This is a genomic window from Microvirga sesbaniae (genome assembly GCF_025460805.1).
Classification (GTDB): Bacteria; Pseudomonadota; Alphaproteobacteria; order Rhizobiales; family Beijerinckiaceae; genus Microvirga; species Microvirga sesbaniae.
This window is the reverse complement of sequence record NZ_JAMXFJ010000011.1, coordinates 122,594-138,707: the sequence shown is the minus strand read 5'-3', so window position 1 is coordinate 138,707 and position 16,114 is coordinate 122,594. Positions and strand designations below refer to the sequence as shown.

The 16,114-nt window shown below is 63.1% G+C and carries 11 protein-coding genes and 1 pseudogene; 7 read left to right on the top strand and 5 right to left on the bottom strand.

From position 1 onward, the window contains the following. Positions 1-395 precede the first annotated feature (395 nt). The 3 genes from OCW50_RS33225 to OCW50_RS16710 all read left to right on the top strand — a co-directional run bounded on the left by OCW50_RS33225 (position 396) and on the right by OCW50_RS16710 (position 3,560). Entirely contained in the window at positions 396-626 is a 231-nt protein-coding gene (locus tag OCW50_RS33225; protein ID WP_315974440.1) for a phosphoribosyltransferase family protein, read from the top strand. Between the two features lie 351 nt (positions 627-977). Beyond that, positions 978-1,439, top strand: coding sequence for a YbhB/YbcL family Raf kinase inhibitor-like protein (locus OCW50_RS16715; protein ID WP_262298308.1), 462 nt, complete (start codon positions 978-980; stop codon positions 1,437-1,439). Between the two features lie 159 nt (positions 1,440-1,598). Further along, entirely contained in the window at positions 1,599-3,560 is a 1,962-nt protein-coding gene (locus tag OCW50_RS16710) for a PAS domain-containing protein (RefSeq protein ID WP_262298353.1), read from the top strand. Between the two features lie 79 nt (positions 3,561-3,639). Here the strand turns inward: OCW50_RS16710 and OCW50_RS16705 are convergent, their stop codons facing one another. After that, positions 3,640-4,635 (bottom strand): phasin family protein, encoded by a 996-nt coding sequence (locus OCW50_RS16705; protein ID WP_262298307.1) that lies wholly within the window; start codon positions 4,633-4,635, stop codon positions 3,640-3,642. A gap of 540 nt (positions 4,636-5,175) precedes the next feature. Here OCW50_RS16705 and OCW50_RS16700 point away from each other — a divergent pair. Next, positions 5,176-5,607: a hypothetical protein gene (locus tag OCW50_RS16700; protein ID WP_262298306.1), complete on the top strand. Its 432-nt coding sequence runs from the start codon at positions 5,176-5,178 to the stop codon at positions 5,605-5,607. Between the two features lie 223 nt (positions 5,608-5,830). Here OCW50_RS16700 and OCW50_RS16695 read toward each other — a convergent pair whose 3' ends face one another. Continuing rightward, positions 5,831-9,094 (bottom strand): adenylate/guanylate cyclase domain-containing protein, encoded by a 3,264-nt coding sequence (locus OCW50_RS16695; RefSeq protein WP_262298305.1) that lies wholly within the window; start codon positions 9,092-9,094, stop codon positions 5,831-5,833. Between the two features lie 383 nt (positions 9,095-9,477). Here OCW50_RS16695 and OCW50_RS16690 point away from each other — a divergent pair, with 383 nt between their 5' ends. From OCW50_RS16690 to OCW50_RS16680, 3 genes and pseudogenes are all read left to right on the top strand, one after another. Beyond that, positions 9,478-10,491: a magnesium and cobalt transport protein CorA gene (locus OCW50_RS16690; RefSeq protein ID WP_262298304.1), complete on the top strand. Its 1,014-nt coding sequence runs from the start codon at positions 9,478-9,480 to the stop codon at positions 10,489-10,491. A 186-nt stretch (positions 10,492-10,677) separates the two neighbouring features. Beyond that, positions 10,678-11,130 (top strand): response regulator, encoded by a 453-nt coding sequence (locus tag OCW50_RS16685; RefSeq protein WP_262298303.1) that lies wholly within the window; start codon positions 10,678-10,680, stop codon positions 11,128-11,130. A 192-nt stretch (positions 11,131-11,322) separates the two neighbouring features. Continuing rightward, positions 11,323-11,514: pseudogene (locus OCW50_RS16680) on the top strand (IS6 family transposase); the annotation flags it as partial. 140 nt (positions 11,515-11,654) lie between these two features. Here OCW50_RS16680 and OCW50_RS16675 read toward each other — a convergent pair. The 3 genes from OCW50_RS16675 to OCW50_RS16665 all read right to left on the bottom strand — a co-directional run bounded on the left by OCW50_RS16675 (position 11,655) and on the right by OCW50_RS16665 (position 16,099). Next, positions 11,655-13,937, bottom strand: coding sequence for a PAS domain-containing sensor histidine kinase (locus tag OCW50_RS16675; RefSeq protein ID WP_262298302.1), 2,283 nt, complete (start codon positions 13,935-13,937; stop codon positions 11,655-11,657). Then, positions 13,927-14,118, bottom strand: a complete 192-nt coding sequence (locus OCW50_RS16670; protein ID WP_262298301.1) for a type II toxin-antitoxin system ParD family antitoxin — start codon at positions 14,116-14,118, stop codon at positions 13,927-13,929. The genes OCW50_RS16675 and OCW50_RS16670 overlap by 11 nt, the downstream gene beginning before the upstream one ends. A gap of 394 nt (positions 14,119-14,512) precedes the next feature. After that, positions 14,513-16,099: a serine hydrolase gene (locus OCW50_RS16665; RefSeq protein ID WP_262298300.1), complete on the bottom strand. Its 1,587-nt coding sequence runs from the start codon at positions 16,097-16,099 to the stop codon at positions 14,513-14,515. Positions 16,100-16,114: the final 15 nt, after the last annotated feature.

The following is a 16,114-nucleotide window of genomic DNA, read 5'->3' as shown; positions in this document are numbered from 1 at the left end:
CCCGAACGGTTCATCGGCACCCGCATTCCGGAGCTTCCCAGCCAGCGATCCGCCCGCGTGGACACGAACCACGTCGCGATAGATCGAGGCCCGTCATGACATCTCTCCGGATCATCGCTGGCCGTCACGGCGGGCCAGAACTCTTGGAAACTGTAGAGGAAGGTCCATGCATCCCCAGGATCTGAGCTTTCGCAACCGGGCCGACGGCGGGCGTCAGCTTGTCCCTCGTTTGATGCCCTATGCTGCGCAGCACCCGATCGTGCTGGCGCTTCCCCGCGGTGGTGTGCCAGTGGCATTTGAGGTCGCCAAAGCCTTGCGGGCGCCGCTCGACCTCATCTTCGTGCGCAAGATCGGGGCCCCCGGGCATGCCGAGTTCGGTTTAGGAGCGGTCGTGGATGGCGCCCATCCGCAGGTCGTCCTCAACGAGGACGCTCGGGGCCACGTTGCCGTGCCGCCCGGCTACATTGAGGAGGGAAACCCAGCAGCAGCTGCAGGAGATCAAGCGTCGGCGCCAGCATTATCTCGCGGGCCGGCGGCCGGTCGATGTGGAGGGCCGCGTCGCCATCGTGGTCGATGATGGCATCGCTACGGGCGGAACGGTGCGGGCGGCGTTGAAGGGGCTGTAGCACGCCCGACCCAGCCGGCTCATCCTGGCGGTTCCAGTTGCGCCCGCAGACGCCATCGCGCAGTTGAGGGCGGAGGCGGACGAGGTGATCTGCCTGATGTCCCCTGAGCCGTTCTACGCTGTTGGCGAACACTATGACGATTTCCGCCAGACCTCAGACCGGGAGGTGACCACGCTTCTGGACGAGGCCCAACGTTGGGCAGGGAGGTTACCCGATGAACGGCAACGGCTTTCGTGACCTGTGCCTTGCAGAACTTCAGGACCTCGGCAGCGTCGAAGGCCGGTTGATCGAGACCCTGCCGAGCGCATGATCACTCCGGCTGCCGCAACCTGACGCTGAAGGAGAGGAGCAATGCCACTCACCATCACCAGTCCGGCCTTTCGGGACGGCGAGGTCATCCCGTTCCGCCACACCCGAGACGGCGAAAACCTCTCGCCGCCGCTGGAGTGGCGGGATGCGCCTCCCGAAACCAAGAGCTACGTGCTGATCGTCGAGGATCCTGACGCGCCCTCGGGGACGTTCCGGCAGTGGGCCGTGTACAACATCCCGGCGGGTGAAACCGGCCTTCGTGAGGGAGCGTCCACTCAGGGCCTTCTCGGGGCAGGGGAGGGTGTGAACGGGTTCCGGAATGCCCGCTATGATGGTCCCCAGCCACCGAAGTGGCATGGACCGCATCATTACCATTTCCGGCTGTCCGCCCTCGATGTGCCGCAGCTCGAAATCTCCGCGTCGGCGAAGGTGGAGGAGATCTGGACGAGGGCGCAGCCCCACATCATCGCCGAGGCAGAGGTTGTCGGCGTCTATGAAAGGTGAGGTCGGTTTCAGGAATACGGAAGCCGCCCCGGACGAGAACCAGCGCCCCTGTCCGGCAACGAGCACCTAGACTTTGGCTGCATGAGGAGCGGCGCAATATAGCCAAGTTCAAGCTGCCATGATCCACTGTGACGATAGGAGGTGCGCAGCTTGAACGCCATGCAGTTTCTGACCGGCGGCGGTACGATGGGGGCTCGGATCCGAGCATATGACTGGTCCACATCAACCCTTGGACCGCCCGAGGCCTGGCCGCAGGACCTGCGCACCATCCTGAGGATCATGCTTCGCTCTCAGTTCCCCACTTATCTCGTCTGGGGGCCCGAGCGCATCACATTCTACAATGATGCCGCCCTCCTGCTGCGAGGAGTCCGACCCGAGGCACTCGGACGATCCCTTCCACAGGCTTGGGGCGAGGTCTGGGATATTGTTGCTCCGGTGCTCGACAAAGCTTTTCGCGGAGAAGCGACCTACCTCCAGGATGGACCGATCGATATCGTCCAGCGGAAGGGCTATCCCGAGAGGACCTGGTGGACCGCCTCGTTCAGCCCCATCCCGGACGAGACTGGCACGGTCAAGGGTGCCCTCATCATTCTGCAAGAGACCACTGAGCGGGTGCTTACTGAGCAGCGGCTCCGGCTCCTGGTGGACCTGAGCACCCGCCTGCGCGGCATCGCCGAGGCCCGCAGCGTCATGGCCACAGCCGCGGAGATGCTTGGTCCGCATTTGGCAGCAAGCCGAGTGGGCTATGCGGAGCTCAGTGAGACCGGCGAGTCCTTTACGGTCGAGCGTGACTGGACCGACAGACCGACCCCAACCTTTGCCGGTCAATATCAGGTCCGCGCCTTCGGGCCGCTCATCGAGAGCGAGTTGAAGGCGGGGCACACGGTGTGCATCGGCAACGTCTCAACCGATCCGCGTACCCGAGAACCCTCTGTGGCCGCCGAGTTCATCCGCACCGGCACGCGCGCCATCATCATCACCCCGCTGATCCGGAATGATCGGCTCGTCGCATCGCTCTTTGTCCACCAAGACGAGCCCCGGCATTGGCGCGACGATGAGGTGGCACTGGTTCAGGAGGTGGCCGAGCGCACCTGGACATCGGTTCTGCGGGCGCGGGCGGAAACGGCCCTGCGGGACAGCGAGGAGCGCTTCCAGCAGTTCGCCAGGCACTCGTCGACCGTGCTCTGGATCCTGAACCTAGAGACGAGGCGGTTGGAATACCTCAGTCCGGCTTATGAGGGGATCTGGGGCGAACCGGTGGAGGTGGCCCTGAGCGATCCCGATCACTGGATCGGAACTCTCCATCCTGAAGATCGAGACCGGGCCGGCACAGCCATCGAGCGGGCCCTGCACGGCGAGGAGAGCACGCACGAATACCAGATCACCCGCCCGGATGGTGGAGTGCGCCGGATCCGGGACACCTTCTTCCCGATCCGGGACGAGCACGGACGAGTGCGGTGGGCGGGCGGCATCGCCCAGGACCTGACGCAGCATGATGGCTCCACGGTTTATGTGGTAGATGGTGATGAGACCACCCGCCGGGAGCTGTGCCGTCAGCTCCAGGGCGCTGGCTACGAGGTGAAGGTGTTTGCCACGGCCCAGAGTTTCCTTGAGGTCGCACCCGTGTTGATGCCCGGCTGTGTGGTGCTCGACATCCGGCACCCTGATGGCGGCCAATTGACGATCCCGAAGGAGTTGAGGGCTCGCCGAGCTGCCTTGCCGGTGATCGTCATCGGCGAGGCTCGTGGGAATGTTGCGGTTGGGGTTCAGGCCATGAAGGCGGGAGCGGTGGATTTCCTCGACGGGACGTATCGGCCCGAACAGCTCTTGGACGCGCTCGCCTCGGCGCAGGCGGCCATCCGCGAGAGGACCGAGCAGGATCAGGCCACCGAGCGCGTGAAGGCGCTCATTGCAGCGTTGCCTCCCCGTGAGCGGGATGTGCTGGATGGGCTGCTGGCTGGGGGGACGAACAAGACCATTGCTCGCGATCTGGGGCTCAGCCCACGCACGGTCGAAGCGCACCGTGCTCGCATCATGGAGCGGCTGGGCGCGCAGAGCCTGCCGGAACTGGTGCAGATCGCCGTCTTGGCCGGTCTGCAAGCCAATCCGCCCGTGCGGTGATGTCCAGCCGTGGCGTTTCCAAACGCATGGGCTCCTGGCTCGCGAGCCAGGAGCACACCGCCATCACGGCAATTGAGGCTTACGCCACGCGGCTAAAGCGCTGGGCTGTTTGCTGGGCCTGCACAGCCGTGCTCCTGGTTGCCTCGTCGACCACCTGGATTGTGAGCTCCGCAATCCGGCGGCTGTTGTCGAGGGTCTGTTCCAGGTTGTCGCGAATGAGCGAACTCTGAGCCGCCGCCAGATCGGCGACTGATCGGCAGCGGGCGATCTGGTTAAGACCATCGAGGTTTCGTTGCAGGCGCTTCTGGCTCAGTTCGAACACCTCGCGGGAGACATCCTGAATACCACGCGCCAGCGCGGTGCCGGATTGGGTCACGGCGCGGAGGTTCTCCGATGTCTGTCCAGTCAGGTCCTCGGCATTCCCGGAGGGAAGACCAAAGAGCCGGACGGCGTGTTCGGTCGAGCGCCGGGTCATCTCCGAGAGGGTGCCGAGGCTGTTCTGCATGGTCTCCTGCATGGTCCGCGCCATGGTCTGAGCACCTTCCACGCCGGCCTTCATGGTATCCGCAACGCCTTCCGTGACGCGTTGGACGGTTTCGCCCTGCTCACGGGCGCGTCGGGCATCGGCTCGCTTGGTTTCGTCCATGGTTGCCATCTCATCCTCCACTTTTTCGATGACCGCGTTGACTTCCTCGTCGCTCAGGACCTTGAGCACAGCGGGAAGCAACTCTTTCTTGTCGTCGCGGATGTGCTGCTGGAACGTCCGCCTAAGCTCGGTCACCTGGCCGATGAACTCAGCCGCATTCTTCGGCATGCGCTCCAGCTCTGTCAGGAGCACCTTGGTTTCCTCGTTGTCGCGGATAGCCTCTTGCACAAGTTCCTGCATGCCGTGCCGGGTCAGGACTGGAAAGAGATGCTCCTCCTGGAGGCTGGCCAGGAGTTCCAGCTCCTCCTTCAGGTCGGCCAACAGCCGCTCGCGGGTTTTGACGGCATTGTCGGAGGTGGCAAGCAGCCTCTCAAAGAGTTCGTTTGCCTTGTCGGGTGGCGTTTGGTTGAAGCGCCCGTTGGTGGCCATTATCCCTCGCAATTCATCGATCAAGGCGCCCAGATGCAGGGCGTCGGAAATAAGGAACTGAGAACTGGTGATGCCGGAGATGCCTTGGTCCGGTTGGATTAACCTGTGTTAACGACTTGGATGTGACAAGGGCACCGGGTTTTTACGTAGGAATGTTCCGGCATGACACCCGGCCGGGGCGGTGCATGCTGGTCAATGGCTGATTGCCAAGCTTATAGAACACCAGCCACGGGGACGCATCTTGCCAGCGATTCAGGAGCTAAGCGGCACCAAGCGCGAGTGCATCTATCACCTCTTTCGCAACAGGCAGCGGCCTCAACTCCTCTGTGCCGGGGCGGCGGATCGCCCTCTGCCCGGGTTTCTGCTCCCAGAGCAGTGGCTGCGGGAGGGCCCGCTTGGTCCCTCCGATGCCGCACCGCCGGGTTTCCAAGAGCGGGCTGCCGTCACCGGAATTCGGTTAAATGGCTTTTACCTGTTCCAGGAACTGCGCACGGGGTGCGAGCTTGGTGAGTCGCTCAACACCACTTGGACCAGAGCGGCATGACCGAGGAGGAGGTGAACGTCGTCGCTGAGGAACTGGCGAAGATTGGCGGGACGGCTTGGTATCCAGGCCGTCAACAGGGCCCTCTCCTGAGGGAGGTGACAGAGCGTTATCGGGAGCAGGCTCGCGCTGTCATTGCAGCCCTTGAGCATAGGAGAGCCAGCAGCGAGGCCGCGGTCTCTCCAGATCCCACCGTGGGTGAGAACCGCGAGGTTGAGAAGTCCTCCCGGGCTGATGTAGTCCCTGACATCCAACCTGGAGCGACGGTGATCTACCGGCCTGCTGGTGACCAGCGAGCCTATCCGTGCCGGGTGGTGGAAATCAGAGGTAGCCAAGCCTATCTCGCGCCAATCCTGAGAGCCTGCATCGGGTGGATTTCCATCGAGACCCTCCAGGTGCCGTCGGAGGATGAGACCTCTGGGAACAAGTGAGATCGTTCGGCCAGTCCTCGGATGTGTGGGCAACCCCGCCGCGAAGGACCAGAATTGGCACGAGGCAGACGAAAACTGAAATTCAGTAGTCATAGGGTAAGCCGACCTTCATAAAGCCACCCAACGGCTCAGTTTGACCCGTTCCGGACCTACGTATCATCGGGTGCTCCTTTGGCGATTCATCAATTTGGAAACGAGGGATGGTTCGAAGACTGAGTGCAATTCAAGGTCTGCCGTGGGATCGTCGAGATAGGCTGCGCGAGCCAAGGCGGTTCAGCCCGGCCGAGCACCGGGCCAGAACCGGCGCCATCTCCAACTCCTCCGCGATTGCCACTGCTTTTTGATACTGTGCCTGCCCCTCCTGGCGCGCTCGGCGAGAGGCCGCGATATCGCCGAGAAGACAGCGGGCCCAGGCCTCGTTGCCGCGCTCGCCCCATCGCTGCGCCGTCTCAACCGCCTGACGACCAATCTCCTGCGCCTGCTCAAGATCACCGGCGAGCAGAAGTGCTTCGCCGAGTTGCACCAGAACCAGCGCGTGCCCGAACGCAAATCCGATGATCCGGGCCCGCTCGTCAGCCCGTTGCAGCAGCGCAATGCCCTCTTCGATCCGGCCGGCTCCGGCATAAGCTCTGCCCAGGGAGGAGGCGACCCGCGAGAAGTAGATCACAAGGTCGCCCTCGCAGAGTGGCAGGGCGGGTGCCAGTGTCCCAATTGCCCGGTCGAAATCACCGCGCACGACCTGAAGCCGACCGAGGCCGATCCGGACCCAGACCATGTCGTGCTCCGTGCATCGCGGATCGGCCGCAAGCCGCATTGCGGTCTCGCCTTCTGCTGCACCGGCCTCGAACTCGCCGCGCTCGGTGTGCAACAGAGTGAGCCACACATGCGCGGATACCGTCTGGTTCATGCCGCCCAGGGCACCCCGCTCCACATCATCCCCGAGAAGGGCAGCCACATCCCGTCCGTGCCCGATGGCTTCACTGTATTGGCCAGCCGCATACAGGGCGCGTGCCAGCATCAGCCGCGTGCCCACGACAGCGTCGAGATCATCCGTCCCGGCGAGTCCCACCAGGGCTCGTTCCCCGGCAGCAATAGCCCCTGCAAGATCGCCTGTCGCGGCGAGCAGATAGATCTGGCTCGCCCGCACCCGCGCCAGGCGCACGTGGTCACCAAGTTGCGCCGCAATGCGCTCGGCTTGGGCGAGGTTGGCCCGTGCCGGCTGCAGTCGGCCAATCGGGTAGAGCGCCTGATGCAGTTGCTTCCGCACATCAATCATCGCCGTCAGCACCTCGGGCGTCTTTGCCTGAGCCTCCAGGGCGGCCAGAGCGCGCTCGTAAAAGGCTGCAGCTTCATGGTGCGCGGCCCGCACCAAGGCTCGCTCTCCGGCGGCGGTCCAGTACTGCATCGCCTGTGCCGACTGGCCAGCGGCGGCCAGATGGTGCGCAAGCAACTCCGGTTGCGCGGTTGCTATGTCTGGCAGCCGCTTTTGCAGCGCTGTGGCAATCCGCGCGTGCCAGTCTTGCCGGCGGCCGCGCAGCAGTGTGCTGTAAGCGGTGTCCTGGATGAGAGCATGTTTGAACAGGTAAGATGCCTCAGGCGGAGACCCGCGCTGCAGGACCAGGCCAGAGGCAGCGAGCTGACCCAGCCCCTCGGCCAGTGTGCTGGCTGGTACTATCGCGACATCAGCAAGCAACTCGTAGGAGAACTCCCGCCCGATGGCGGACCCGATTTGAGCGATCTCCCTGGCTGCTGGGCTCAGCCGATCAAGCCGCGCCAGCAAGGAAGCGTGCAGCGTGGCCGGGACCGCGGACGCAGTTGAGGGCACGGCCGCAACGACGCCCTCGCCGGTCACTCTGCCAGCATCGAGCACCGCCTTGGTCAACTCCTCCACGAACAGCGGCACCCCATCCGTACGCTCCACAATCTCCGCTAAGAGGTCGCTCGGCAGTTCCGTTTCGCCGGCGATCCGCTGTGCCAGGGCTGCGCCTTCACGACGGCTGAGCCGGTTGAGCATCAGCATGGTGACATGCGCCTGGCCGACCCACGGTGGCTGGAACTCGGGACGGAAGGTGACGACCAGCAGTACCGGCAGATCTGAAATTCGCTCGACGACAAGGTCGAGCCATTCCCGTGAGGTCGGATCGCTCCAATGTGCATCCTCGACAATCATCAGCACCGGTTGGAGCCGCGACAACTCTTCGAGCTGTCGCAGCAGCGCCGCAAACGTGCCCGCCTTGCGGCGCTGTGGGGTGAGGTTCAGAGGAGGATCGTGATTGGCGGCGGGAAGGGACAGCAGTTCGGAGAGGAGAGCGACATCCTCGTCGGGTGGTCCGGTCCGGGCCAGCAGGATCTTAAGTTTGCCGAGCCTGATCTCGGGCGTGTCCTCGCGCACAAATCCAGCCGCGCGTTCGAGGTGGGCAACGGCTGGGTGGAGCGCGCTGTCCTGGTGATGCGGCGAGCAGAAAAAGCGCAGGCAGAGGTGGGGACCTTGCGCAATGCAGCCTTGGAACGCAGTGGTGAGCCGGCTCTTGCCGATGCCCGGTTCGCCCGCCATCAGGAGGACCTGCCCCTCGCCGCCTCGGGCGTGGTCCCAACGTCGGAGCAGCAGCTCGATCTCCTCATCGCGGCCGATCAGAGCGGCCTCGCCCGAGCGGAGCGCCTCGAACCGGCTGTCGAGCGCGCTCTCGCGACAGACCTGCCAGGCCGGTACCGGCTCGGGGAAGCCCTTTGCCTCGACCCTGCCGAGGTCCTCGTACTCGAACAGGCGGCCGGTGAGCCGGCGTGTGGCCGCCGCAATGATGACGCCGCCTGGCTCAGCCACGGCCTGCAACCGCGCTGCCAAGTTTGGGGTCTCCCCGACCACCGCCTGCTCTTGCGCAGCCCCTGTGCCGATCAGATCGCCGACCACCACAAGGCCGGTGGCGATGCCGACGCGGCTCTGGAGCACAAGGCCGGGCCGCGGCCGAAGCGTGCTGACCGCAGCGACTAGTTCCAGCCCGGCCCGCACGGCTTGTTCGGCGTCGTCCTCGTGGGCATGGGGATAACCGAAATAGGCGAGCACGCCATCGCCCATGTACTTGGCCACCAATCCGTCGAAGCGGGCGACCGTTCGGGCGACGCATTGGTGATAGGCGGCGATCACCTCGCGCACGTCTTCCGGATCCAGACGTGCGGCCAGTGCGGTTGAGCCGACGAGGTCGATGAACATGACGGTCAGCTGGCGCCGCTCCGCCTCGGAGCATGGCGGGACTGTTCCGGAGGGCGTGGTCGCGGCATGGGTAAGTGGGGCAGGGATGGATGGCGAGGCGGTGCGCAGAGCAGCAATGGCGGCGAGCAACTTGCGACGATGCCCAATCGAGACGACGCCAAGCCCGCTCAGGTCATCGGCGGTGAGGTCGGCCAGGACGTTGCCATCGATGTCGTTGTCGCGGAACGTCTGTTCGTACTGACCCAGCCCCAACTCGCGCAGCCACGTGCCAATGTCCATGAGCCCTCCCGAGGTCGTGGGGGTCGGAGCGCCAAGGTCATCAGCCTACCGCAAAATGGCTCGCAGGGCGCGAGGAATCATCATGAGTTAACTTCGGGCGAATGGCCGCTCCTGACCCTGGGTTCTCTAATTCCGGGTTTGGGGTCAAGCTCTCTCTGAACATCCTTGCCGGGTCCAGGGTTCTCTTCGCGGTAAGAACATGCCTTCTGCATGATGGCGTCAGATGACGCTGGCGGATCAATGTGTGAAGCGCGCTCTGCCCTGATCGGCCTCGCGAAGCCTGGCTTGACCAAACTCAGCCGTGCGATGCCAGGTTTTACCTGAACCGGCCTTGGGTCCAGCCCAGTCCGGCACTGGATGCCCCTGTCCGGCGTTGATTCATCATGGCAAAGCCGATCAAGCTCGTTTCGGTTCAGCCGAAGGGCATTCCTGGCGTGGTGGCCTCGGTCGCCTACGCGGAAGGCCGGCGCGTGGCCGACATTGCCATTGAGGAGGCCGGAGACTGGTCCCGCAAGCCAGGGCACGTTGTCTGGATCGGCCTGCACGAGCCCAGCGTGGATCTCCTGAGGAAGGTTCAGGGACAGTTCGGCCTGCATGAACTCGCCATCGAGGATGCCCTCAAGGCTCATCAGCGCCCCAAGGTGGAGCAATACGGCGAGGGGCTGTTCGTTGTCGCCCGCACAGCCCAGATGGTGGGCGGGCGGATTGCCTTTGGGGAGACGCATCTGTTCGTCGGGCGCGGCTATGTGGTCTCCGTCCGCCATGGTGCCTCCACGAGCTACACACCGGTACGCGAGCGCTGCGAGGCGGCACCGACAGCGTTCTCCGAAGGCGAGGACTTCATCCTCTATGCCATCCTCGACTTCATCGTCGACAACTACATGCCAGTGCTTGAGACCGTCCAAACAGAGATAGAGACGATCGAGGACAGCGTTCTGGGCGCCCAGCCGTCGCAGGACCAGATTGGCCGGATTTACCAGCTTCGCCGGGATCTGCTGCGCCTGCGCAACGCCGCAATTCCGCTGGTGGAGGTGTGCCGGCGTCTGGAAAAGCCCGGACTGCCCGGGATCGATGCTCCGATGTACCCGCTCTTCCGGGACGTGTCCGATCACATCCGCCAGGTGCAGGAGGAGATCGAGTCCTTGCGCGAGGTGCTCTCGTTCGCGTTTGAGACCAGTCTGATGACAGGCCAGGCGCAGCAGACCGAGATCTCCCGCAAGCTGGCGGCCTGGGCGGCCATCCTGGCGATCCCCACGGCGGTTGCCGGGATCTACGGCATGAACTTCGACGTCGAGCCCGAACTGCACTGGAAGTATGGCTATCCTGTCGTGCTCGTGGTGATGGCGCTGGTATGTGTGTGGCTCTACTGGCGTTTTCGCCAGATGAGGTGGCTCTGAGCTCCAGCCCATACCAAGCGAGCACGTTGTGTCGCGAACCTGGAGAGGGGACAAGAAAAGGACAACGAGCCGGTAGCGCGTTCAGGCCGCGAGTAGCTCGAACTACTCCGCAAGGGATAGCTGCTGATTGCAGGCATACTTCGTCGGCCCTGAACAACCCACAACTAACTGAGACTGAAGGATTCTTTGGCTGAACCCGGAGGAGGGCCTGAATGCCGACCTGAAGCAGGTTGTCACCCGCCCGGCGCCCGCGCGCAGCAAACAGCAACTCAAGCGGGCAACGGTCAGCCACATGCGCCGACTGTCGAAATCGCCTGCGCGTCCGAAGCTATTTCAGCCACAAGCCCGTCCGCTACGCTGCATGCTCAAGACAATGAAGACCGGATCAATAAGGAGGCGCTCGCTCTGATCGGAAGCGAGTCCTTCGACCTGGCAATCCCGGATCTCAACCTGGGCGGTATCCTGACCTACCCGGTGGCAGACGTGCTCCGGGAGAAGAGCATCCCGTTCATCTTCGCCGCAGGCTACGGCAGCGACGGGCTCAAGGAGGCCTACTCCGATCTGCCGACCCTGCAAAAGCCGTTCAACCAGGAGGCTCTGGGCCAAGCAATCATGGCCACACTCAGCCCGAAGTACTGAGTGTGGATCAGCATCGAATATGGACCCTTGAGCCGACTGCCGTTACGTATATGACATTGCCCGCGAATGCGCAGCGTCGGCGGTGGCATCCTCGGCGCCGATCGTGACCCCGCCCGATTTCCGTATTGTGTCGCTCAACCCAGGCGTTGCGCTTCCCTCGCGAGGGATCAAGGCTTCGGTACCGATTTACAGACCCGACGACGGGAGCGCAACACGAAGCGCTTCAAGTCAGCCGGGCAGGCGCAACGTTTCCTCTCGGTTCACGATCAAGTCGCGAACCTCTTCCGCCGTCCGGCTAGCACCAACCTCGATGATCATCGAAAGGCTCGGGCTCAGGACTTCACGACCTGGGCCCACGTCACCGGTCTTGCGGCAGCTTGCTGATCCAATAGTCCAAGCGGCCGGGCCTTATCTCATCTCTTAAAGTTGACGATGCCCTTCATCATGTGCTTTTCCGAAGCAGCGATCATCGACTGACGTGGCATGTGAGACGTAGCTCTCGGGCATCCAAATCAACGGCTAGATCAAGCGACTGCTTTGGCGTCTTCTTGGCTCAGCATCATGTGCTTATCGAGCGGAGCCTTCACGACACACACCAAGCCTGCGGGATCGTAGGTTAACTCGACCTCGCCCGCGAGTTCATGGGCTACGCTACGGCGGATCAGGCGCGATCCGAAACCCTGCCGGGTAGGCGGAGCAACCAGCGGTCCATTCTGCTCCTGCCAGCGCAATGTGAGCAGCGCCGGTTCACCGGCTGTGATGCCCCAGGTGATTGCGACCCGCCCCGATGGAATGGACAGCGCACCATATTTGGCTGCATTGGTTGCCAGTTCATGCACAATCATCGCGAACGCGATAGCCATCGTCGGCGGCAACCGAAGCTCCGGCCCTTGGATGTTGAGGCGCTCACCGGTCCCGCGCAAATAAGGTTCCAGAACCTCACCGACGACCTCGCGAAGTTCTGCCGCCTCCCAGTTCTCGCGGGTGAGAACATCGTGGGCGCGAGCCAGAGCGAACAGGCGATTCTCGAACGCCTGGAGTTTTGGGCGGCTCTCCGCTTCGACCTGCCGCAGACTTTGAGCCGCCATCGACTGGACGGTCGCCAGGGTATTCTTCACCCTATGGTTCAACTCGTGGATCAGCAGCCGCTGGTGTTCCTCCCAACGCTTGCGCTCCGTAATGTCCATGACGATGCCTCGGGACCGGATGACACGTCCGGTCTCATCACGGATGTACTCCCCGAGGCCAGTGATCCACCGTGTCCGGCCATCCGGCAGAAGGAGATGCAGGGTCCACTCGAAGGCGCGGATGGCAGGATTCGTGAGTTCCTGACGGCGCTGAGCCCAAATCGCGTCGCGGCTGTCCGGATGATAACGAGAACGGATGTCCTCGATGGTCAACGTGTGATCCGGTGGGAAGCCATAAAGCTCGCTCATCTTTGGGTTGGCCTTCATGACGCCCCTGACATGGTCGAAGTCAAAAGGAGCCAGCGAGCCCGCAGCCATCGCGGCGCGCAGATCGGCTTCGCGCTCCCGCAGGTCCTCCTCGGCGCGCTTGCGGTCGGTGATTTCCAGGACGACCCCTATAATTCTCGGCGGAGCGCTATCAGGACCCAGGACGATCTCAGCGCGCAGGAGAAGCCAGCGCAGGTCCCCATCCAACCGGAAATGGCGGTACTCGACCTCGAAGAATCGCTCGCCCTGCTCCAACGCCTTCTGAGCGCAGGCGGCAACCCTTTCCCGCTCCCCTGGATAGTAGTGGGAGAGAACCTCGTCTGCGTCGAGTTCGGCATCTGCCGGATAGCCGAGGAGGCGCTTGAGTTCGGGCATGGCGGTGACCTGCCCGTTGGTACACTCAAATGTTGCCATCCGGCCTGCCTCGACGGCGAGGCGCAGCCGGGCCTCACTCTCCCGCAGTTGCTTTTCGGCAGTTCTCAAGTCGTGAATGTCGAGGCTGACCCCGAACCACTTTTCGGTTCCATCGCGATCCCGATGCGGCAATGCGCGGAATGAATGCCAGCGGTAAGCGCCGTCATGGCGGCGGTAGCGGACTTCACCCTCGTAGGCTTGTCCACTCTCCCGGCAACGCTGCCAGTGCAGCATGATCAGGGCGGCGTCCTCCGGATGCAGTGCCTTGCTCCAGCCGGTACCTTGGGCTTCGTTGGGGGTCTGGCCGGTGAATTTGTACCAACTCTCGTTCATGAAGATGTTGTTGCCACTTGCCGAGCAGACCCACACCAGGGCAGGGGCGGCATCCGCAATGGTGCGGAACTCCGCCTCGCTCTTGCGCAGACGATCCTTCTCGGCCTCAAGGGCCGCGCGGGTCGTCACTTCGTGGGTGGTTTCATGAACCGTACACAGCACCCCGCCGACATCGCCGCTCTCGCTACGGACGGGGGAATAGGAGAAGGTCCACCATGTGTCTTCGGGGTAGCCGTGGCGCTCCAGCGTAATAGGCATGTTCTCGAAGTAGCTGGCCTCGCCCGCCAGAGCCTGTTCGGCAATCGGACCGACCGTGGACCATGCTTCAGCCCAGACTTCGGCAAAAGGCCGTCCGAGCGTCTCCGGCTTATTGCCGAGAAAGGGTCGGTAGGCGTCGTTGTACAGGCTGATCAGGTCCTGCCCCCAGGCTAAGTAAGTTGGGAATCTGGAGTTGAGCATGATGCTCACCGCCGTGCGCAGGCTCTGCGGCCACGTCTCGACGGGTCCAAGCGGGGTTGCGGCCCAGTCGTGTGCGCGGATACGCGCGCCCATCTCGCCTCCGCCGATCAGAAAGCCTTTGCCGGACGCCAGGAGCTTAGCGGGCATTGTGTCCACCCTTGGCAGGCTGCTCGGTGCTTCCGGCGCGGCGGTCCTGCTCTTCGAGCAGGCGCAGAGCCGCGCGCACGACCTCGCTGGCGCTGCGGTAGCGGCCCGATGCAACCTTGGCCGCGATAAAGGCCGTCAGCTCAGGGGTCAGGGAGGCGGTGATAATTGATTTGGATGGCATAGGGGGAGGTGCAGATAAGATCTTTTCTTACCCAACAATATAAGCCACCCAGATGCTTGGCATTAACGTATGTTTTCGGGTGGCCGGGTTGATGCATGTAGATCAGCATCGAATTCGGCCCCTAGAGCCGACTGTCGCTACGCACATGATGTTGCTGGCGAATTTGTAGCGCCGGCAGGGTGATCATCGGCACCGATTGTGACCCTCCGGATTCCCGTTTTGTGTCGCCAAACCAGGGCGTTGCCCTTCCATCGGGGAGGGTCAGAGCTTCGGTGCCGATTCACAGGCTGACGACACGGACCACGTTAGGAACGGCTGGCAATCCCGTTGCAACCTGACTAAAGCTATCCGCACTCACTCACCGCAGAGGCTCTTGTGGGCCGCTCGCAACACGTCAACGGCGGCTAAAGACGCCAAGACCATGGCTGTTGAAATACTCGACTGTCATTCTCGTCATGCTCTGCGGCGTCCCTGAAAACTCCACCTTGGAGATGGTGCCTGGATTGGCATTCTCGTTCCGCAGGGTAAACGTGAACTGATCACCGTCCCAGTGTGTCAGGTCGAAGTCCTGCTGTGCCGGCCCAACCCGCAGCACCAGCTTGTCCCCCACACCTTTGGCGATTACCGCGTCGCCGAAATAATCATTGGCGTAGGTTCCGGTGTAGAGAGCCAGGTCCTTCGCCGGAGAGGGGTTGGTCGGTGGGGTTTTGCCAACCAATTCGCCTGTCGGGGCCATCATGGCCTCGAACGGGGCCCGGTAGGTCGCGACCCAATCCCGCGTTGAACGACCGTACTGAACAAGTTCGGCAAACTCCATGGCCAGAGCCTCAATCGCGCCTGTGGGGGCGGCGTTGCTCAACACGGCAATGCCCACCTGCGCCGAGGGAATGAGCAGGTAATTCGTGGCGGCTCCAAGCGCAAACGCGCCTGAATGGCTGATCATCGTGCGCCCGGACGGCTGCGTGCTGACACCGAAACCAAACCCATAAAAGCTGGCCCTGGCATCCATCGCATAAGCTGGCGCAGAAACGATCTGCGGCGTGACAGCCGGCAGCAGGGCAGCCGGATCGACGATCGGTTGTCCCTCATACTGCCCGTTCTGCAGCACCATGATCATCCACCGACCAATGTCGTTGGCCGTGGAGCTGACGCCGCCGGCGGGGCTCTGGGCATCAGGCTGGCGCTGGAAGGTCGCCTCATAGGCGTTGCCCGTCTTCACATGCGGAAAAGCCCGGTTCGATCGTGCGATATAATCCGAGAAGCGCGAGCTGGTGGACATCATGCCAAGTGGTCCATAGAGAACCTGCTCGGACAGCGTGGCCCAATCGGTTCCGGCCGCGGCTGCAACCGCCTCGGCGGCGGCCGTCAGACCGAAGTTGGTATAGGCATAGGTGCTGCGGAAAGGATCGAGCGGCAGAAAGCGCAGGCGCTCCAGAACCTGGCGGCGGTCATAGCCGAGATCCTCCAGCTCGTCGCCGGCATGATCAGGCAGCCCCGAGCGATGGGCGTAAAGATCGCCGATCGTCAGATGCGTGATGATCCAGGGGTCACTCACGGAAAACCACGGCAGGTGCTGGACAACAGGGGTCTCCCACGCAATGCGTCCGATGCCGACCTGATGCGCGACGACGGACGCCCCGAGAGACTTGGACATCGATGCGATCTGAAAGACCGTATCGGCATCCACCCGTTCCGGTGCCCCAACCTTGCGGACACCGAAGCCTTTGGCGTAGGCAACCTTGCCGTTCGATACGACAGCAATCGCCACACCAGGAATCTGGGTTGTGTCGAGCAGCCTCTGAGCAAGGCTATCGAGCGCAGACAAGGCCATATCGATCTGGCCCGGGGGGATTGGAATTCCTGCGACCTGGGGCGGCAGAAGCGTCGGGTTGTCCCCGATGCCCGCCTGTGTCTGAGCGTGACCGGTTCCGGCTAAGCCGAGGATCACGAGGCCGGCCGCTGCAACCTTGAATCTCCACATGTTCAATCCCCATGC